Below are 21340 nucleotides of genomic sequence, written 5' to 3'. Positions count from 1 at the left end.
ATTCACGTTAATTTTAATTATCAACCCATAATCAAAGAAATACAAGGGGATTGCTCTTGTGGACGCAATCCCCTCTATTCGTTATTATTTCTGAGAATATAACTCTGCCAATTCCTTCGCTACCTGACTGCCTCCAATTTTCTTCCATTGCTCAATCGCGGCATCTAGACCCGCTTCATCGATTTTACCAAGAATAAACTGGATTGACGCGTCTTGAAGAATCGTTTTTAATTGTTCACCTTTTTCTATTTGCGTTGGAGAGATCAGCCCAATCGACGGATCAGAGATACTGACAGCTGAATGCTCTTCCATTCTTGATTTCAGCATAACATTCAATTCGGATTTCCCAGGTGGATACATAGCTGCATTGTTGACAATAAGGTTTTTCAAATCGTCAATATTGAATTTCTCGTCACCCGGCTTTTCTTCATTCTCAGTCACTAGCTTCGTAAATTTTTCCGTCGCTTCCGCACTATTCTGGGTATTGAAATAGCGCAAAACCTTTTTAAGCTCGTCTTCCGTTTTCACACTAGTCTTTGGAATCATCGCTCCGCCGTAATGCCCTGCAGTAGCGAACGCTTTACCTGCGATCGGATGTCCAGCTACCAGATCAAAATGGTTTTTGGTTTCTTCCATTTGGAAATAGTAGAAAGTAACGACCGCATCTAGCGGTTCAAGGCTGACACCGACCTTATTGTTATACAAATCCTTCCTTGCTTCATTACGAACAACAACTGGAAAATTCGCATTGACCAGCTCTTCCGAATACAATTTTCTAACAAATTTCAGACCTTCTTTGTATTCTGCTGTCTCTATATCTTTAATGAATTTACCTTCCTCGACTTTCCAATTGTTCGGCGCCCCGAACCAAGAATAGATATCAGCAGGAATAACACCTTCGTATAACATCATACCGTAAGTATCATCTTTTCCATTACCGTCTGGATCTTTCTCCTTGAAGGCCTTCACCAAATTATAGAATTCATCAACTGTCGTTGGTAATTCCAAGTCTACCTTCTCCAGCCATTCCTTACGGATGACCAATCCATTTCTGACAAGCGGACGAGGACGAGGAATAACATACATTTTCCCATCAATTTGCAAATTGTTCAACATTTGTTCGTTATAGTTTGCAAGGTTAGGAAATTCATCTAGGTAGGGACTGATATCCCAGAACATTCCAGAATTAATACCATTAATAATCGAGGTTGTAAATGGATTATCTACCATAATAACCTGTGGCATTTCCCCGGAAGCCATCGTAACATTGATTTTCTCCGCATATACGTTCGAAGGAACATATGTCATTTTCAAATCTGCTTTAGATATCTCTTCAATTGACTTGATCACCGCACCATCATCCGCTGGAGCCGTGTCAGTGTGATAAATGTTCATCATGGAAACGTTCACAATTTCTTCCGCAGCAACATCCGTCGAAGCATCCGCAGTTGTTGAAGGACTCGTAGCAGTTGAAGGACTCTTTGAGCTATTTCCAGCATCCTCATTTTCCGCATTGCCGCATCCCGACAATACACCTGTAAGCACCAGTATCGTACACAGCATCAGACCCCACGTTTTGTTACCTACAACTTTTTTCAAATCAATACCTCCCTCATTCTATGTTCTATTTTATTTATTAAAAGATGCTGGCGCAACTGACGCCCCATCATTTAACCGCTGATTGTGTACCTTTAGAGCAGGAGATAGATGTCCTTGTTGTTCAATTCCAACTCGCCCTTTTCCAGGTGTTCATGTTCCAGATTGCCGCGCTTAAGCTTCACCTCGGGATCCACCAGATGCTCCCCATTCGTAAGATCGAATTCCCATCCATGCCAAGGACATCGTAATATTTCATTTTCACGGCCTAATTTATATTCATAAACCTGTGAAGGCAACCGTGTACTCGTAATCGATCCCTTGCATACCGGAGCACCGAAATGCGGGCATACATTTCTCCAAGCGACTAATTGTCCTTTGACCTCGAATAGCCCAAATTCAATGCCTTTTACAGTGACAAGCTTGCATTTCCCTTCATGAATCTCATCTCTTCTTGCTACCCAATGCTTCTCCACTCTCTATTCCTCCCAATCGATCATCCCTTAACAGAGCCCAGGAGGACCCCTTTAGTGAAATGCTTTTGCAAGAACGGATAGACTAACAATATCGGTAAGGTCGCTACCGTGATTACCGCCATCTTGATTGTATCCGCCGGAATAGATTGCTCTCCTGCTACCACTCCTTGCTCAACAAAGCCAGCTTGCGAAATCAATACGATTTGTCGCAGCAGCACCTGGATCGGCCATTTTGTTGAATCGGTAATGTAGAGAATGGCATGCACATAAGTGTTCCATTGGTATACAGCGTAGAACAATGTTAATGTGGCAAGCGCCGGCATGGATAAGGGGATGATGATACGGAACAGCATTCGCAAATCGCCGCAGCCGTCCATTCTAGCCGATTCTTCAATCTCTTCCGGCAATCCTCTGAAGAAGCTGATTAGAATGATGAGATAGAAAGGGATCATCGCTCTCGGAATAAGGAGTGACCAGTAAGAGTTCAACAACCCCAACTCCTTAACAACCAAATAATCAGGGATGAGCCCACCATGAAAAATGATCGTAAAAACAATCAAGAACATAATCAGCCTACGGAAATGTAATTTCCTTCTGGACAAGGAATACGCCGTAAGTGAAGTTATAATCAAGCTGAGCACTGTTCCAGCAGCAGTGATGAAGATGGTAATTAATAGACTTTTCGGCAAAGCATTCGTTGTGAAAATATATTCGTACGCCTTCAGGGAAAACTCTGTAGGGAAAAGCATGAAATTAGACTCGTTGTAGGCGGAAGCAGATGCAAATGAGCTAGCTATAATATGGATAAATGGTACAAGGGTCACGATAGAGAAAAGAACAAGCAGCGTGGAATTAATTCCGTCAAACATTCGACTGGCTACGGTTTTATCATTCATCAGTAAATGCCCTCCTCCCCGGCTTGTTTAGCTGCCCTGTTAGCAACCATAACCAAAACCAATCCAACCAAGCCTTTGAATAGACCTACAGCAGTCGCGTAGCTGAGTTGACCATTGATCAATCCAACGCGATACACGTAAGTATCGAACACTTCGCCGACTTCACGGTTTAGCGAGTTGAGCAGCAGATAGACATGCTCGAAGCTCAGATCCAGAACATCACTCAGCCTTAATAGTAACAAGATGATAATCGTACTCCGTATGCCTGGCAGTGTAATATGCCATATTTGATGCAAACGATTAGCACCATCCGTTCGTGCGGCTTCATATAATTCAGGACTAATGCTTGCCAGCGCAGCCAAGTAAATAACTGTACCCCAGCCGCTTTCTCTCCAGATCACCTGCAAGATGTACATAGGACGGAATAAATCTCTATCCATCATAATAGAGAATTGATCAAAGCCCGCTGTCTTTAACAAAGATTGGAACAAGCCATTCTGTGATTCGAAAATGACGAAGAACATCGAAACGACAACGACCCATGACATGAAATGAGGAATATAAATTAGCGTTTGGATCGTACGTTTAAACCTCATATGTCTAAGTTCATTCAACATTAAGGCCAGAATAATCGGTGCGGGAAACCCAAATGCCAAATTGTAAAAGCTCAGCATTAAGGTGTTCCCCAGCAGCTTGAAGAAATCTGGATCTCCAAACAGACGAGTAAAATGCTTCATTCCAACCCAATCGCTTCCTAGGAATCCCTTGAAAGGATGATAGTCCTGAAAAGCAATGACGACGCCGCCCATCGGAAGATATTTGAACAGCAGGAAGTAAATGAGACCCGGCACCAAGAGAATATAAATCCAACGGTCTCTCTTTATATCCTTCAACACTCTTATCCCTTTATTGATCACGGCTTACCCCCTGTTTGCAGGTTCGGCCTAACATGTAATCCATATAGATTGGACGCAGTATTCGCCTGTATCTTGCTCCGAATCTCTCTTGGGAAAGCAGTAAGCGCCAGCTTAGGATGATCGAAATCCCAGTGTGGATAATCGCTGGAGAACATTACTCTATCCTCAAACCCGCTCATTTGAATGATTTGCACGAGATGCTCCGGGTTTTCCGGCTCCTCAATCGGCTGTGTTGTCAAATAAATGTGCTCTCGAATATATTCCGAGGGAAATTTTTTTAACCATGGTGTAGTATCTCGTAAAGCTTTATAATTCTTATCCATCCTCCACATGAGATGAGGAAGCCAGGCAATACCGCCTTCGATACCTACAAATTTCAAGCTCGGGAATTTCTCGAACACCCCTTCACAAACTAAGCTATTGATGTGAGTCATATAGTTGGTAGGCAAAATATTGTGCCACTCCATATAGCGAGAAGGATAACCAGAAGGAGTTGGCGCCCCTGCAATTCCTCTCCCCTCCGTACCGGGGTGAATAGCCATAGGTAAACCATTCCGCTCTGCTGCTTCATAGATGGGATGATAAAAGCGCTGTCCGAATGGTGTGCGAGCTCCGCTGCACATAATGACTTGGATGATATCCGGATGCTTACCCATGCGATCAATTTCCTTAGCTGCTGCTATCGGGTCTGCATGATTAATGACCATTGAGCCCTTGAACCGTGGACTTGCACTAAGCCACACATCCACCAAATAATCATTATAAGCAGCGACAATAGCATTCCCGTAGTCACAATCGGGATTGATTGACATTTCCAATACACTCGCACCAGTCAAGATAGCATAATCAATGCCGTACCGATCCAGATGATCCTTAATCATATAAGTCGGATCACTTCCAGAGGCACCTCCGCTATCTGGTTCAGCATCCTTACGTATTACCCCTACAGACGAATAATAGGGGCTTCCCACTCCAGTTCCAGTTGCCAGCCATTGGCTATGCCAGGGCTTTGCGAGATAAGGAAGTAAATCCTCTGACCTTCTCATTCCATTATGGACATCCGTATCAATTAGATATGGTTCATCAATGTGGTTCGTTGCTTCAGCACTCATGGTCTGCACCTCACCTTAGTCTGATGATCTTTGCTTTGGACTTCATACTATAAGCTCGAGGGCTTCCCATCAATAATCAATTTGTGACTAATGTCACGCCTTAATAGGACTGAGTTTTTCGCGGTTTGCTGATCAAATTCAACACTAAACAAATCAATTCATGACATGGATTACCTTGGGATTTCACCCATTCTTGGCGCACAAACAAAGGAGCCCCTCGCCAATTGTGGCGTGGAGCTCCTTTGTTTCTTATCTTTAATTTGTTTTTTCATGCAGCTGTTTGCAAATTGAAAACAACTTATGAAAATCTCAGAAGAAATTGGGCTGCCTAACGTTTCAGAACTTAAAACACTGCTCAGCCAAGGGGAAGGACTGGACAGGGTTGTACTTGAGTTTCACCTCTCACTCCCTTCAATAAAAAAGCCTCGGAGAAAGTCTCCGAGACACTCAAAAGATATAATGGCGCTATAAATTATCTATGGCGTAGTTAAGCATTACTTCTAACATCTTACATGCTTGCGTTTAAAACCAAGACCCCCTTTATCTACTGCCTTTTGAATACGTTCAGAAGCGAGTAGGAAACTACTTTTTTTCCTGTCCTGTTTGACTTCTACCGGGCCTACTTCCATTGCGGTCTCGAACGCTTTATCATGAAGCGGCAAATAGGATACCCCCACTGTGTAAATAAAATTATTCATCGAGTATTTCGTTCGTTCGGGAGAATCATGAATCGTATTTTTCACAATTTCTAGCATCTTGGCAATTTTGCTTTCTGAAAATTCATCATCCGGTCGATTCCCCAAAAGCCAGCAGTAACAACTCCAGCCCGCAGACATTCTCAGTTCTTCTCCGCTTGCGATCCATTTATCAGCCACTTCTTGTGCAATATCCGCTTCTGCCAAGGTTACTGCAACCACAAAATCGGACAGCATATAGAAATAAGCCCCATCGATCCAACGCTCAAAATCTGCTTCAGTCATCGCTTTTGGATCTGCAATAATTCCGGCAAAATACATCGCGTCGTAGTTCCCTGTCACGTAAAGCTGATCAGCCAACGATTGATTTATTTTTATTTTTTTGACAATGGGCTTCATTTGGCCTGTAGCCACGCCAAAAAGCGGTTCATTCGCACCATTGGATTGGTAAATTTTCTTGGTTCGTTCCTTACCTAGAGCTTCAAGCTCCTGCATAACCATTTCTAAATTCAATGTTTAACACTTCCTTCTTATTGGAGGTTTTGCCCTTAAGGTTGCAAGCTACCAAAGGGCAGCCCTAAGTTATACCCGTTTCAGCTTTAATAAATACACTGGTAAATATGCCGCAATTAACATAGGTATAACCAGCTTTACTTGGAAGATCATGATTAAAAGCAAAAAAACTGCCAACGGCTTCCGGAGTGCAGCACTGGCGAGTGATGTGGTAACTACGGCAATGGATGTTACCGGATCTATCGAGAATAACGACGCAATTCCATAGCCTATGCTTACCCCTGCGAAAATAATAGGAAATATATGTCCTCCACGCCAACCAGAGGCTAAACAAAATTCAGTTAAAAATAGCTTTACAATACCTATTGCCAATAATAAATATGCTGACATACCGGTCCAATTAGCAGCTATTTCGGTTAACTCATGCTCCCCCGAAAATAAAGTAATAGGGAGAATCGTACCGACTAATCCTAGTACTAACCCGCCAATAACAGCTCTAATGACTTTATAATTTTCAAGTGGTTTGAGTACTTTATGGGCACTATGACTAAATAATTCATATAATTTTGCAAGCAATACTCCTAAAAGAATCAGCGGAATTATAGCTAATATTTCATATCCGCCTAATGCTGGTGCACCAAAATCCGCTATGGAAAATTGTCTGTTATCTATTTTGGATAAAAGGATAAATACAGAAAAACCTGCGGCAGTAGTTAATGAATATACAACAGTCTTTAATAGCTTAATATGCCTTGATTCTTTTGTATCTTCTAACAATGTACTAACTCCAAATAGCGGCGCCCTAAAAACCATACCTATTGTTGCCTCAATACTATATTCGATGATGATATCTCCATGTTCATTTAATACAGATCTTTTCTTAACTAATGATTTCAAAACATCTCCTGCCCACGTAGAAAGGCCTCCTACAATTCCGACTAAAGCCGCCTCGGGACCAAGACTGGCTCCAAAAGAAAGTACACAAATTGCAGTTATGGTGCCCTTAAATATTGAACTGTAATCGATTCTTTTTGTTTGCTTAAATTCTGCTACTACTTCATCTGTTAAACGCGGGTAATTACCAAGGTACTTTTGAGATAAACCTATCAAAATACCGCCAACTACACACACGATTAGTGGCCAAGCTCCAATATCAATTACATTCGGCAAATCAACCCATAAAAAGCGAGTCGTTACAGAAAGAATAGCGAGAAAGCTCCATACGAGAAGCCCAACAATCCCTCCTGTAACGATGCTATATAGAATAAAAGTACCTGCTCCTAAAAACTTCATTCTCTTATTGCCCCACTTTCCTAATAAGCACAGATCCTGATGCATTAATAATTTCTGACGTTGCCTCAGGCAGGGTTCGTTACAGTTTAATTATTTCTTATCAATACTGGTGTTATACGTCTCAGCAGAGTGATAGTTTCTACATGTGTGGAATATAGCGTGCAGCCGCACGTCGCAGCATTCGATTCAGCTGTGGTTTTTGATCCTTGATACATGGTTCTACCTCTCCATCTTTCAAGTAACTCCAAGTGTATAACCGGCAAGCTTGAGCCCTCCTATTTATTAAGTATTGTAATTATGCTTCACTTATTTAATAAGCTTTAGTATATCATGATTCTATTAAACGAATAAAATCCATATACACAAAAAAACACGCCTGAATCGGCGTGCTTGTTTTGGCTACTCTTATGGTAATGAAAGGGAGATAGTTCCCTGCCAACGCATGAAAAGCATACGCGGCAAATGAACTGTCTCCCTAATTTCGGATCAAATCGGCAGTAGTAACTCTTACAATTTTATTTCCGAACGAAAAACTCTCCTGTTAGCGGAACGTCGGCCGAGCTAGGTCCGACCATCACCTCAAATTTACCCGGTTCCACAACCCAATCATGGCTTCTAGTAAGTGTACGCAGTTGTTTGTAGCCCAGTGTCAGAGTGATGCGCTTTGTTTCACCTTTTTCAAGGTGAATTCGCTTAAACCCTGCAAGCTCCTTGACTGGTCTGACCGTGCTGCTGTATTCATCCCTGATATAAAGCTGAGCAACTTCCTCACCCGCGACATTTCCCGTATTGGATACGTTAAACGATACATCCACTGCTCCATCTGGTGCAATCTCCTTTGCGGAAATTTCAAGATCCGAGTACGCAAATGTTGTGTAACTTAGACCAAACCCAAACGGATACAACGGGGTCCAGTCCATTTCAACATATTTATGCCCATAGAATGGTGTACGATTATAGTATACAGGCAGTTGACCAACGGATCTCGGGAAAGACATCGGAAGGCGACCAGCAGGATTGACATCTCCGAAAATAACTTCTGCAATGGAATTTCCGCCCTGCTCGCCAACGAACCATGCCTCTATAATCGCATGTAAATGCTCTGCTTCCCAAGTGATCGACATCGGACGACCGTTTTGGAGAACAAGAACAACAGGCGTTCCTGTTTCATAAATTCTTTTGACGAGTTCAAGTTGTCTGCCCGGAAGATTAAGGTCCGCTCTGTCCAGGTTCTCTCCACTAGTCTGATCGTTGTCACCCACCGCAACAATTGCAACATCAGCTTCTTGTGCAGCTTTAACCGCTGCGTCCATATAGTCGTTACCAAGGCTGTAACCGAGGATTACTCTTACTCCTCGTGAATCATTGAGATACTCAACCTTAACGTCGTACTCTTCACCTTCGACAAATTTGAACGCAACCATCTGATTGGAATCAAGGTCACCCCAACCGTCAACAAGCATCGTCCCGTCGATCCACAAACGCATGCTGTCCATACTGCTGAGTCCAATATAACCTTCCACTGTCTCGTCCGGTTTTATTTTGCCTGTCCAACGAACGGTGAAGTTATCGTAGTTTACACCATCAGCAGGTTTTGTGTAAATCCAGTTGAAGTTAATCTGCTTGTCATTTCTTACACAAACAGGATCTCCCTCAAAAGAAAGTGAATTGTAGTACTCACCTACAAGTCCGTCGTTGCCATCATTGTCCTTGAGCCATTTGCCCGGTATAGTCATCAGGTCGGACTCCAAAATCTCGCAGCCTTTGGCATAGATAACTTCGGTCTTGTCCGAAACGATATTTTGGATGCCCTTCAGAAGGGTAACCGCATACTCAGGCACAACAGGGCTACTGTAATCTCCGTAACGAGGTACGTCCGCGCTTGGTCCGATTACCGCAATCTTGCCGATGTCTCTTTTGAGAGGAAGCGTATTTTTACTGTTTTTCAACAGGGTGATCGACTTTCTAGCCACTTCGAGAGCCGTCTGCACATGCTCCTCACTGTGAACCACTTTCGCAGAAAGCTCGACATCTGTATATGGATTTTCAAAAATTCCTACTGTAAATTTAACGGTAAGAATGCGCCCTGCGGCTGTGTCGACAACCTTCTCGTCCACCTCACCTGATTTTACAAGGTCAATAATGTTGTCCTGGTATACATCATGCGGAAAGTCGTAAAGTTGCATGTCAACACCGGCTTCTAGGCCCATTTTGATAGCTGTCCGATCGTTTTCAGCAGTAAAGTGCATCGTATGTAGCATGGAGACAGCCGTCATGTCCGCTCGTACGAAGCCCTTCATGCCCCATTTGTCGCGAAGTACACCAGTAAGCAACGAATGGTCGCTAGCCACAGGAGTACCATCAATGGAGTTGTAAGAACACATTGTATTCATTGCACCCGCTTCGAATGCAGCCTCAAATACAGGCAGACAGTAGAAGGCATTGTCATGCTGCCCCATCATGGCCGGAGCACAATTGTGTCCTCCTCTAGGAGCGCCGTATCCCGTAAAATGTTTCGGCTCCGACACCACGGCATCGGGTCTTGTAAGGTCATCGGTTTGAAGTCCTTTTACGATATTCTCCGCGAATTGAGCCCCCAGATATGGATCCTCTCCGTATCCTTCTTCCACTCGTCCCCACCGGATTTCCCTAGCTAGATCGAGAACTGGTGCCCAAACCTCATGAATACCAAAGCTGCGTGCCTCGGAAGCGATAACTCTCGCTTGTTTATATCCAAGTTCAGGCTCAAAGGTTGATGCGAGTGCAACCTGCTGAGGGAGCACTGTACAGCCTTTCCAACCAAAACCGTGAAGTCCTTCTTCACTGAAGAGTACCGGAATTCCCCATCTTGTATTTTGGATGATATACTCTTGAATTTTATTAGCAGTCTCTGCTTTGGAACTACGGTTTTGGATGCATCCGATACCAATTCCTGCAGATACCTTTTCCATTTTTTCGTAGTTAAGTAAATCTGCATTTAAGCTTTCTACTGAATCGGAAATTTCATTTCCAGAATAAATATCAAGCTGTCTTACCTTTTCTTCAAGTGACATTCTCGATATAAGGTCCGCAACTCTTTCTTCAATAGGCAAGCTTGCATTCATATAAGGGTAATGTTGTAAGTCTTTTCTTGTGCTCATTGTTTTCTCCTTTTAGCTTTCTGAGTTCTTTACACTTTCATCTGTTGGCTAAAGTATCTGTCAAACTTCAAGTGAACAATATCACAAGCCTGAATGGCATATTGCCCTCCCCTTACTTTTCTTCCTTCTAAGCAAATTTCCGTAACGGGATGCGCTGTGACGCATAGCAGCGAATGAGAAAACTGCAGCCACTGTTCATACAAATAGATTTGAAAAGAATCACCGATCTGTTTGCGGAAGCACTCGCTGAAGTAATTGAATGACAGACCGGCATGCTTGGCTACGTCGTAGCGTAAGAGGGTCACGGAAGTGATGCTGGATGAAAATCACATCGCTGCCTATCGAAGGGTGTAGGTGACGGCTATCCGACTCACTGGTCGTTCCGTTTGTTTCTCCCATTACGTTCGTTCCGTTCGAACCGGCAGCATCCGTAATAAAATGGCTCGACCAGAGCCCAATGTTGAAACCGATAATCGTTCCACCAGGTCAGCACCTCGTCGCTCAGCAAAAACTTCAGCAACCGTTCCTCGCGGAAATGTGGCGTATCCAATTCATCTGATAGCTTGGCGCCCTTCTGGGCCAATTACTCTTCAAAAATACTCCGCAGTTCGGCAAAAGCCTCCGGCCCAAACAAAGGCTACTTGTACAGGAGGTTCCCATTCTTATGGTAACCCTCAACCTCGGATGTCGTCAATATCGCCTATACGCGACACATAGCTCCGTGAAATCACCAGCTCCTTCGCAATCTCCCGCTGCGTCCGCTCATCCCCTCCCGATTGGAGGTGAATGAGTTATTTATTTTCATAATGTACTAAGCCGTAGTTCATAAAAATACTGCACACTTGGATGCTTTAACTTCATCTTCTCGGCCATGTTTAAAATCCGCTTTTTTCCAACTCGTCTATCTACCAAAGCTAGAATATTCAATAAGATATCATTGCTCTCTATGCTTTCCTCTATAGAAACGGATAAAAACTTATTAGCTACAACGATAAAATTTGATTTACTTAATGATGACTGTGCTGACAGAAGCTCCTTTGCATATTCTGATATTTTTCTACTTCTTGCAATTACTTTTAGACGATCCTCCGGAACTATCCCCTTGGTATCTTTTCTGACCGCTTCAATTTCTTCATTGTTGATAGGAATTTGGATATCTGAATCATTCTTAATTTCCAGCTCTGTCTGATACCATCTGATTAAGGTAGTTATATCACTCATATTGAGTACGTTCTTTTTATCTACCGCAATATAACAAAGTCCTGATTTATCAGGTAAATAACGGTAGCTGGTTGCACGGTATTCGACCCTTCCATATAACGCAGGACAGAGAAAACTCTCCAATTGTTGCTTCAATTTGCTCCAGGACATATATCCTCCTATGTTCTATATAATAAATACCTATTGAGGCACTGCTTCTATTATCCATAATACAATAACCAACACATCGATCATACCAAATACAAGCAACCTTGCGTTTCTCAATTTTCTTCTGAATAGGCTTTTAACCGTAGTAGCTCATATTAGTCAAATTAACAATACCCAATCCATGCTTCTCTATGTTCGAGTATATTTTCGCATGAAAAAACCTCCACCGCTGTGGGGAGAGGTCAACATTTGCTTGCTATCAATTAGAACAAATTCTAAAGTTATCTCTACCATTTTTTTGGATGGGGCACTTTTTCTAAAAATGTCCACGACTTTGAATTGAGATTTGAACCCCTGTCCGAAGATCACGCCATAATTACTCAAGTTCTAACAGCATCTTTGCCAAATCAGTCTGCATTTTGTCATCATGCAATTTCAGTGGCACCACATTCCGTATGACAATAATGAGAGCTTGTTCTTCTGGATACCTTATGATATTTGACACAATCCCAGAAACAACACCCGAGTGTTCATAAATTGTTCTCTGTTGATCATCCTTATTAATGAACCAGCCATACCCATATCCTTTGCCGTAGTCAGTAAACATACTCTCTATTAATTCCTTTGAAAACACATCATCTTTATATAACATCTGATCCCACAAAAATAAATCATGAGTATTCGTATATAATCCCGAAGCACTTTTATAATGCAGGAAAAACGGCTCTTTTTTGGTGTTCTTTTGATCGAATTTCGTGTATCCCCAAGCCCGATTATCGAATACTTTATACTCTTTGTCCTCTATACCGCTAGAACTCATACCTACCTTATCAAATATATTCTTTTGCAAATATTCCTCATAAGTCATCTGTGATACTTGTTCAATAATATATCCCAGAATACCGTAGCCCGTATTACTGTATGCGAATTGATCACCAGGCTTGAAGTCAAGCGACATCTTTTTGTTTTGCTCAATAATGTCCTCAATATCGCCACTCGCTGTTACAACTTCTTGATTTTGGGGCGTGCCAGAGGTGTGGGTAAGTAAGTGTGCAATCGTCATTTCATCACCGTCTGGATATCCATCTATGTATTTACTTATAGGATCCTGTACACTTAACAATCCTTCTTCCTGCAAAAGCAATATCGCCATTGCTGTAAATTGCTTAGTAAAGGAACCAACTCTAAATACCGTATCCGAATTGTTGGGCTTGTTTTGTTCTAAATCAGCCATCCCATATCCTTTATTGACGATAATGTTGCCCCTTTGAGCAATAAGCACAGCCCCGTTAAACTCTTTTTCCTCTAAATACTTGTCCACACTATTCTGAAAATCTGTATAATCTAATGTGTTTTGGTCGCCTCTTTTGATGAACAAGGTCAGTGCAATGATTAAAATTGATATGATTAAAAAAATATATAAAATCACTCTAATCCTGCTGGGTGATTTATGCACACTGACCATCCAGAAATCTCCTTTACTGTATTTTTATATAATTATATCAAATCGTTATTTTTTTGTCTCTGGTTTATAATGACATCCAAATTTTCAAGAATTATATTTATACCATTCACTTAACATAGTACTTTCTCTAATAGTAGATAATGCCTTATGTGAGTGGTGTTCAGATGGTTGAGGCGAGTGGATTTGAACTCCCCTCGCCTCCACTATGATGAAATTCTTCACTTGTGTCGAGATTTTGATGTACGTTTCATCGGTTCTGTACGAATCATTTGTGGGTAACTATATTCTTGCTCTTGGCATAAAGTTGATCAACATATTGATCCATAAGGTCTTTCATGGCCAGTTTGCGATACCATTTCTCTGGAATTCCGCTGTATCCATAAAAAGCCCCTGCGATCTGTCCAAATACAGCCCCTGTTGTATCAGCATCATCCCCAAGATTAACCGCCAATAAGGCTCCTTCTTCAAAGCTGGAAGACTTGTAAAATGCCCACAGCGCTGCTTCTAGTGATTGGATCACATACCCTGTCCCCTGAATCACTGGAGGTTCTTTTCTCTTATAGGACCCTCCCAAGATATCTGCGACTCTTTCACTTAAAACTTCTTTTTTCCTCCATTGAGTATAAGCTTCAGGATCAAGCATCTGTTCTTTCGTTGATCCGTGCAAACCAGATAGTATGATAGCAGACATAATGCCGCATGCCTCAATGCATTCCTGTGCTGCATGTGTTGTTCGGGAGCTTTGTTCCGCATATTCAATAGCGCGATAGGGATCCTGAGCATAATACATTGGAACGGGGGCTAACCGCATGATCGATCCATTTCCTGCGGAATACAGATCCATAGATCCGCAATAAGCCTCGCCAGTACGTTCAAAATGCAACAATGCTTGTCTTGTCGCATTCCCTATATCAAAACATGTCCCTGTACTGCTAAGGTGACCTTTTCTAAACCATTGTACATAACGATGCACTTGATCTTCAGGGTCAAATCCGTTTGATTGAATTAAACTCTCCATAAGACATAATGCCATTGAAGTATCATCCGTCCATTGACCAGGCTGCAGACCAAATACACCACCGCCGACGATATCCGTTACCGGATCAAATGTACCCGGAGCACTGAATTCTACTGTCGTACCAAGCGCATCCCCTATAGCAAGACCAATAAAACAACCACGAAATCGATTATCGTTTACCATCTGATTGACCTCCAAATAAGAGTGTTTAATACTGATCGAAGCCAATGTGACATCGGGTAGCGAAGCGTTGGTTATAATATTTACCAAACAGGTCTTGACCTAGATGATAATTTTCCTTCATTTGCTTTATAAACTAATTTTGTTAAATCTTCTTTGAGCATTTGCATTCGTTCGATACCTATGTCTTCAATCCAGCGTCCCTCAATCTCAGTTAGGATCTTCTCTTTTGCTTTCACTACTAACCAACCTCGTTCGGTCAAAATAATAATTTTCCCCCTTTTATCAGTGGGATGATTCTGACGTATTACATAACCATTTTTCTCTAGATAATCCACCATTTTACTTACAGCCTGCTTTGTAATGCCTAAATACTCAGCTAGTTCTATACCTGTTGCTCCACTAGTAGTCATATATTTAAACATAAAGCCATGTGCAGGTCTAATATCTGCAAACCCTAATTCGCTCAATCTGCCATGTAATTCATCAATCAATGCATTAAAGGAAAATGACAAAAGTGATGTGAAATCCAATTCACTATATATTTGATGATTCATACATAAAACCTCCTCAGATAAAGTCAATTAAGTTGACTTTATTTAAGTCCTATTGTACTATGCTAAACATGGTCAATCAAATTGACTATGTTTCACTTATAAAAGAAATAGGATTCGCTGAAATAAAAATCAATACTTTATGGAGGTTTCTCATGGCTAATATCGTTAAAATTAGAGCAAGCGTATTTATCCCTATGTCCTGGACTGAACCTAAGAAAGATAATCAAACGGGAAACATAATCCAATTCGAAGGTGACTCACGTGAGTTTACACCATATGCTGTCAACGCTATGCGCTCCAGAGTTGAACAAGAAGTAGTTGTAGATTTTTACAAAAAAGAAATTTTCACATATGCAAATACTGGCATAACAACAGAAAGAGTCACAACTCCAGATGGTTCTGTTATTAAAAAAAAAGGAAAAGCTAGTACAGAAGGTATTTTGTGTACTGATATTGTATGGGGTTCTGATGACGTCAAGTTTCAAATGAATGCAAGTGCTAGCAATCCATTAAATGTATATGCTCCTCCTGTTGACTACCTATTAATAGTACATGTCAAAAAAGATGGTACTGTCAATATGCAAGGAGCACATGATGGATTTCCTTGTTTTGAATTTTATAAGCAAGTAAACTTTGGACCGTTTGAACAAATTTATACGCATGATTTCAGAGAAACTGGTGATACTCCTGAAGCTATGGCTGGAGAAATGGAGTATAGTTTTAAAAAAATATTGTAAAATCAATGTTCGACACTTTGTCATCAAAAATAAGAGCACGTAATTGCCTTTGGTTCGTGTATGAATCAAGACAATTTCGCAGAAAATATGGCAACACGAGAGGAACAGAAAATGACAACAGTATTATTTGTAAAAGCAAACAATCGTCCAGCCGAACAATCGGTTAGCGTGAAATTATATGAAACTTTTTTAGCGAGCTATAAAGAATCACATCCAAATGATACAGTGGCAGAGCTTGATTTATACAATGAAGAATTGCCATATGTAGGAGTAGACATGATTAACGGAACATTTAAGGCTAATAAAGGACTTGATTTAACAGTAAAGGAAGCAAACACAGTAGCTGTTGCTGATAAATATTTAGATCAATTTCTTGCAGCTGATAAAGTAGTATTTGGTTTTCCATTATGGAATTTAACAATCCCAGCTGTACTTCACACATATCTTGATTACTTAAACCGCGCAGGCAAAACATTTAAATATAGTTCAGAAGGTCCAGTAGGTCTCCTTGGAAATAAGAAAGTTGCATTATTAAATGCAAGTGGCGGTGTATATTCTAATGGACCAGCGTCTGAAGTGGAAATGTCTGTTAAATATATGACAAGCATGATGAGTTTCTTCGGTGTAAAAGATATAACGACAGTAATAATTGAAGGTCACAACCAATTCCCTAATAAAGCAAAAGAAATTATTGCCGCAGGGCTTGAAAAAGCTGTTAAAGTAGCAAGTACGTTTTAATTTACTTATAATTGCTACCTCAATAAGGTGTAAAATCGATCAGGCTGCATAAAAATGGCTTCCTCTATCGTCTTATACGACGAAGCGGAAGCCATTTAAAATATTATTTTGCCTAATTCCTATTGGGTCGGGTAATAATGGATCGTTTGATCCAGCGCATACACGCTTTCTGTAATATTGCTCAAGACGTAGGTCACATCAAAGGATTGGCCCACAATGACACTAGCATCTCCGATTGCCGTTAGGATGTGACTGCCAGCATCGGCATGACGCTTAATTGAGGCATCAACCGCCAATGATCTTGCTTGCAACCATCGACAAATCGGAAATGTCCACTTTGCCATCACGGTTCACATCCGCTTTCTTCGCTTCCTGCCAGTCGCCGTCGGATTGATCTTTGCCATAATAGAATGAGATCATTGCCAGATCGCCAACGGTGACCTTGCCGTTTTTATTCACATCCTCGATCATGCCGGCTGCCAAAATGTCGATTGTTGCGGATACATTCGGAAGCAGTGTCTCTTGGCCAAGTCCATCCGCTAATAGCGCTTTACTCAGCTCCACAATCCCGGAAGTATCCTCATTTGTATCCTTCGCCCGGAACGTTAGTTCCAATAGTTGAGCATCCCCGTCAATAGCATGGTCGCCACCCTGGCTTGCAAGAATGAAGCGGAGCTTGCCTAAGGGCTCTTTGACCATATCCAGAATTTCCGTTCCCGTCCGCAGCGATTTTGCCGAGACGAATTCGAACATATTCGGATCGAAATTAAAGACTATATCCTCGGCATAAATCCCCTTGACTCTTTCCAATCCCAAATTCAGCTTGAAGGTATCTCCCGCCTGAACCGTTTGCGCACCTGTTAACACAGCAGCAGGATCTACAGTAGGTACCACGTTAACTGACGTGTATAGGTTGCGCACTTCTTCGTTCGATAGCGGCTTGCTATATAAACGAATTTCGTCTAACGCGCCATCGAACACATTCACCAATGTCGATCCGTTCTCATTCAATCTAGAACCAATCCGAAATTGGTAAGGGTTATAGGGTTGATCGATAAATCCGGAGATCACCTTCTCTGCTGCCACTTCCCCATTTATTAACATTTTATATTTATTCCCATCCCGAGTAACGGCAACATGGGACCATTCATTAAGTGGGATCGAGCCTGCCGGCGTAACAAACTCATATAGACCAAAATCTTGGCCAAGTTCGTTTGTTATTTGGAAGTACATTCTCCCTTTCGAAATCCACCAATCCCATTGATATGGAGATTTGTTCTGCTGTCCCTGCGATAAAATCATTTTTTTATCATCAAATGAACGCGGATTGATCCAGACTGATAACGTGAAGTTAGAGCGAGTAACAATTGGATCAATAATGATCGAGTGATCCTTGCCGTTAAAGTCGAGCGCTTGACCAGCTTTGCCTTCCACCCAGAGCGGAGCCGGTCCTTGAATGTTGCTGCTTTGTCCCGTTACTTTATTGACTACAGTATTGCCCTGATTCTCGTCGAATTGAAAATATTGTTCAAGACTCGCATTGCCCTTGAATGTGATTTTCGTATTCGCTGCAATTGTGTTTGACGCAGCCGCACGATCTTTAATCCCATTCATCGTAAGGGTATAACTTTTCAATTCCTCAAGCGGTACAGCTAGCGTCAGTTCCACCGTCCTGTCGTCTACCAACACGGCAGAGCGCACAGAGATTTGTGTGTCCAGTACATAATTTTCTATATTTTGCGCAGTATGCGGATCGACAGGCTCGTTGAATATAACGGAAATCTTATCGTTCTGGAGAGATGTTACTTTATCAACCATAGGAGGAGTCGTATCCACGCCTGTTCGAACGGTCACCGTACCGCTCTTCTCTCCCTCCATTCCTTGACCATTTACAGCCGACACCTGGTACGTATACTCACTCGCCTCGATTAATCCGTTATCGGTGTAATTTGCTCCAGACGTTTCTCCGACCTTAATCCCGTTACGGTAAATATAATATTGTTTAATTCCCGTTTCCGGATCTGAGGCGGCTTTCCAGGATAACGTAACGGAGGTATCATTCTTCGCCTCGCCCTTAAGTTCGGTTGGAATCGTTGGCGGTGTTAGATCTAAGGTTGTAACACCCGTTCGAGTAACATATAATTTCGAAATTTTCGGCGTCAGAACGGATTCGCTGATTTGCAGACGAACTTTCTTGAGCGTTACGGGATTCAATTTGATAATATGCTTGTGGCCGATCGCATCGCCATCCGCAAGCTTTATCCATGTTCCGTCTTCCTTTTGTCCTTCATACGTATATTTTCGGACTCTTTCACCAAATGCGATATCTTCCATGGCAATGATATGGTCGATCTCCTTGGCACCGTTCAAGTCAAGCTCGATCGTCTTGCCTTCCCCTTTGGTGACGGCAAGTGGATTGCCGACCCGTTCCGAAATGGTGTTCCCTAACTCCTTGGCCCGCTGAACATAATTATCGGGAATCATGCCATCGGTCTGCGGCGATACGTTCAACAGCAAATTTGTTCCTTCTCCTACCGAATTGTAGAAGGCATTTACCAGCGTATTCAGCGGCTTTGGCGTTCCCCCGAACCACTGTCCTTCGTATGTTCCGCCTTCATGCAAACTGGTATCCGTCTCATTCGGCAGCCAATAAACGCCGTTCGGATCGCTATAATCACTCGTCACATCACCTTCTTTGTTCATAAATCGATCCAAACCGGCCTGAGAGACCGTATTCCATGGCTTATACGGTTTACTTCCTCCCTCGTTGCCTACCCAGCGCACCAGGTTGTATGTGCCTTGGAACTGTATCGTATTCGGCTGATTGCGGTCGATCGTTTCTTTTACACGCTCTACGAGACGAGGATCCAAATTACCATCGAACCAAATTTCAAAAATATCGCCATATTTCGTCGTTAATTCCTCCAACTGCCGTACATAGTAGTCAACATACTCTTCCATTTTGTTTGGATCACTAATCGTACCTCCCAATCCAGCACCAAAAGCTTTGTCTTGCGGGGAGAGGTAGAATCCAAGTTTCAGCCCGCGCTCTTTCGCAGATTTGGCGAGATCCGCCATGACGTCGCCTTCTCCGTCTTTATAAGGTATCTGATGGATACCGAGAACATTATCCGGGGAATTCCACCATGCGAAACCATCCATATGTTTAATAACGACAACCATATATTTCGCGCCCAAACTTTCGGCAACGTCTGCCCATTGATCCGTATTCAATTTTGACAATGTCATTTGCGACGGTGGCAGGGCTGAACCATTGGGATGACGGTTAATATGCATGAACATCCCGATCTCTTGATTTGCCCAGTTGACTTGGGCGAACGAAGGAATTTCAAGTCCGCCATAATGAATTATTGCTGGTATCGGCTCGAGGTCTTTTGTCCCGCTAAAGGCGCTTTGCTTCACTACTATTTGAATAGGTGTATCATCTTGAACCGGAACTGCGACGCTGCCCTTCACAATGATGTCGATCGTCTCATTGGAGCTTTTCTTTAAATCGTAACTTAATCCATTTGGCAACCCGGTCACCGTTACATCGCCCAATGTCAATTCATCCTTCACTGTCTGCCCTGGTATGCGAACGGTCCATTTATTTTTGTGGGATCGAATTTGTGCGTTATTCTTCTCGAATTGGACGCTGCCCGCAAGCTGAAATTCATTATATTGGTAAGTCGATGGCGGCGGCTCGAAGGCGCGGTAATTAGGATTAAAAGGATTAATGATTTCTTTAGCAACCTTAACCGTAGCCGTTGTCAGCTTGGTGCCGTCCGCTGTTGTGGCAGTCACGGTTGATGTGCCTTCCTTTATACCATCTAGTGTAGCTTTGCCGCCGCTAGCGCTTACAATTTTCACAACTGACGCATCGCTAGTTGTCCAGTTGATCTGGTTATTGGACGTATTAAACGGCTGCAGTAACGCTTCCAATTTCCCAAGCTCGCCTTCCTTGATCGTGAGTCTCGTCTGGTTCATTTGAATGCCTGTAACTTCATTCGTCGGTTCAAAGACCTCGAGGTCATATAATGAATAACCGTATCTCGTAGCGCGGCTTGTTCCCTGCATTTTGACGAATTTCGCTTGGACCGGATCGAAAGTTATATAATCGAATCCACCGTCTCCCGTGCCCGTGGTAAACACATCTTTCCACGTATTTCCGTCCGTCGATACTTGAATTTTGTATCCTTTGCCGTATGCTGCTTCCCAATTCAGCTTGACACCATTTATTTCATAGATTTGACCCAAATCCACTGAGATCCATTCCCCATCTGTGTAAAGGCTTGACCAGCGTGTCGTAGAATCGCCGTCTACCGCTTTCTGTGCGGAGAAGCCGCTTGTTTCAGAGGATGAGACCGTGACGGGATTATTCAGCGCCAAATCACCTGCCGTTGCAGCAAAGACATTGGAATGTATAGGAAGCTGAGAAGCAACCGTTGTCGCTATCAAAAAGGTTGCTAGCCATCGTTTTGATTTACGGGAATTCATTGTCTTCATCATTAAACCTCCATTTATAGATTCACTACAGTAATAAATGTACAGGATAGCGGATGAAATCAAATTGGATATTTATGAAACATGTCTAATTGAAAAGGGGAGAACATTGGCTCTCCCCTTCTCGTTACCGATC

The 21340-nt window shown here is 42.4% G+C and carries 18 protein-coding genes; 2 read left to right on the top strand and 16 right to left on the bottom strand.

What is annotated here, in order from left to right; genetic code table 11:
- Window positions 1-84 precede the first annotated feature (84 nt).
- The 14 genes from AC0YN7_RS00930 to AC0YN7_RS00865 form a co-directional block, all read right to left on the bottom strand.
- Window positions 85-1599 carry an extracellular solute-binding protein gene (locus AC0YN7_RS00930; protein ID WP_475808069.1) on the bottom strand — a complete coding sequence of 505 codons (1515 nt, stop codon included), beginning with the start codon at window positions 1597-1599 and terminating at the stop codon, window positions 85-87.
- 92 nt (window positions 1600-1691) lie between these two features.
- Window positions 1692-2072 (bottom strand): Rieske (2Fe-2S) protein, encoded by a 381-nt coding sequence (locus AC0YN7_RS00925; RefSeq protein WP_475808068.1) that lies wholly within the window; start codon window positions 2070-2072, stop codon window positions 1692-1694.
- Between the two features lie 20 nt (window positions 2073-2092).
- Window positions 2093-2968 carry a carbohydrate ABC transporter permease gene (locus AC0YN7_RS00920; protein ID WP_475808067.1) on the bottom strand — a complete coding sequence of 292 codons (876 nt, stop codon included), beginning with the start codon at window positions 2966-2968 and terminating at the stop codon, window positions 2093-2095.
- Window positions 2968-3885 carry an ABC transporter permease gene (locus AC0YN7_RS00915; RefSeq protein ID WP_475808066.1) on the bottom strand — a complete coding sequence of 306 codons (918 nt, stop codon included), beginning with the start codon at window positions 3883-3885 and terminating at the stop codon, window positions 2968-2970. The genes AC0YN7_RS00920 and AC0YN7_RS00915 overlap by 1 nt, the downstream gene beginning before the upstream one ends.
- Window positions 3882-4997 (bottom strand): amidohydrolase family protein, encoded by a 1116-nt coding sequence (locus tag AC0YN7_RS00910; protein ID WP_475808065.1) that lies wholly within the window; start codon window positions 4995-4997, stop codon window positions 3882-3884. The genes AC0YN7_RS00915 and AC0YN7_RS00910 overlap by 4 nt, the downstream gene beginning before the upstream one ends.
- Before the next feature lie 500 nt (window positions 4998-5497).
- Window positions 5498-6205: a DNA alkylation repair protein gene (locus tag AC0YN7_RS00905; RefSeq protein WP_475808064.1), complete on the bottom strand. Its 708-nt coding sequence runs from the start codon at window positions 6203-6205 to the stop codon at window positions 5498-5500.
- A 69-nt stretch (window positions 6206-6274) separates the two neighbouring features.
- A complete protein-coding gene (locus AC0YN7_RS00900; protein WP_475808063.1) occupies window positions 6275-7498 on the bottom strand; it encodes a chloride channel protein in 1224 nt (407 codons plus the stop codon).
- Window positions 7499-8013: 515 nt separating this feature from the next.
- Window positions 8014-10638, bottom strand: coding sequence for a glycoside hydrolase family 3 protein (locus AC0YN7_RS00895; protein WP_475808062.1), 2625 nt, complete (start codon window positions 10636-10638; stop codon window positions 8014-8016).
- Between the two features lie 29 nt (window positions 10639-10667).
- Window positions 10668-10943: a helix-turn-helix transcriptional regulator gene (locus AC0YN7_RS00890; RefSeq protein ID WP_475808061.1), complete on the bottom strand. Its 276-nt coding sequence runs from the start codon at window positions 10941-10943 to the stop codon at window positions 10668-10670.
- Between the two features lie 65 nt (window positions 10944-11008).
- Window positions 11009-11221 (bottom strand): hypothetical protein, encoded by a 213-nt coding sequence (locus AC0YN7_RS00885; RefSeq protein ID WP_475808060.1) that lies wholly within the window; start codon window positions 11219-11221, stop codon window positions 11009-11011.
- Window positions 11222-11439: 218 nt separating this feature from the next.
- Window positions 11440-12009 carry an SF0329 family protein gene (locus AC0YN7_RS00880; protein WP_475808059.1) on the bottom strand — a complete coding sequence of 190 codons (570 nt, stop codon included), beginning with the start codon at window positions 12007-12009 and terminating at the stop codon, window positions 11440-11442.
- 373 nt (window positions 12010-12382) lie between these two features.
- Window positions 12383-13471 (bottom strand): serine hydrolase domain-containing protein, encoded by a 1089-nt coding sequence (locus AC0YN7_RS00875; protein WP_475808058.1) that lies wholly within the window; start codon window positions 13469-13471, stop codon window positions 12383-12385.
- A gap of 265 nt (window positions 13472-13736) precedes the next feature.
- Window positions 13737-14672, bottom strand: coding sequence for an ADP-ribosylglycohydrolase family protein (locus AC0YN7_RS00870; RefSeq protein WP_475808057.1), 936 nt, complete (start codon window positions 14670-14672; stop codon window positions 13737-13739).
- A gap of 80 nt (window positions 14673-14752) precedes the next feature.
- Window positions 14753-15226, bottom strand: a complete 474-nt coding sequence (locus AC0YN7_RS00865; RefSeq protein ID WP_475808056.1) for a MarR family winged helix-turn-helix transcriptional regulator — start codon at window positions 15224-15226, stop codon at window positions 14753-14755.
- A 152-nt stretch (window positions 15227-15378) separates the two neighbouring features.
- On the opposite strand from AC0YN7_RS00865, the gene AC0YN7_RS00860 reads away from it, so the two are divergent.
- Together AC0YN7_RS00860 and AC0YN7_RS00855 are read left to right on the top strand one after the other, a co-directional pair.
- Entirely contained in the window at window positions 15379-15963 is a 585-nt protein-coding gene (locus AC0YN7_RS00860) for a DUF3238 domain-containing protein (protein ID WP_475808055.1), read from the top strand.
- Window positions 15964-16074: 111 nt separating this feature from the next.
- The gene (locus AC0YN7_RS00855) at window positions 16075-16701 is read left to right on the top strand and encodes an FMN-dependent NADH-azoreductase (protein ID WP_475808054.1); all 627 of its coding nucleotides are present in this window, start codon (window positions 16075-16077) and stop codon (window positions 16699-16701) included.
- Window positions 16702-16820: 119 nt separating this feature from the next.
- Here the strand turns inward: AC0YN7_RS00855 and AC0YN7_RS00850 are convergent, their stop codons facing one another.
- Together AC0YN7_RS00850 and AC0YN7_RS00845 are read right to left on the bottom strand one after the other, a co-directional pair.
- A complete protein-coding gene (locus AC0YN7_RS00850) occupies window positions 16821-17045 on the bottom strand; it encodes a hypothetical protein (RefSeq protein ID WP_475808053.1) in 225 nt (74 codons plus the stop codon).
- Window positions 16987-21210 (bottom strand): discoidin domain-containing protein, encoded by a 4224-nt coding sequence (locus AC0YN7_RS00845; RefSeq protein WP_475808052.1) that lies wholly within the window; start codon window positions 21208-21210, stop codon window positions 16987-16989. The genes AC0YN7_RS00850 and AC0YN7_RS00845 overlap by 59 nt, the downstream gene beginning before the upstream one ends.
- Window positions 21211-21340 lie beyond the last annotated feature (130 nt).

The sequence above is a fragment of the Paenibacillus sp. J31R122 genome (assembly GCF_056269185.1).
Note: the sequence above shows the minus strand (reverse complement) of the source record. Positions and strands in the feature narration are given on the sequence as shown.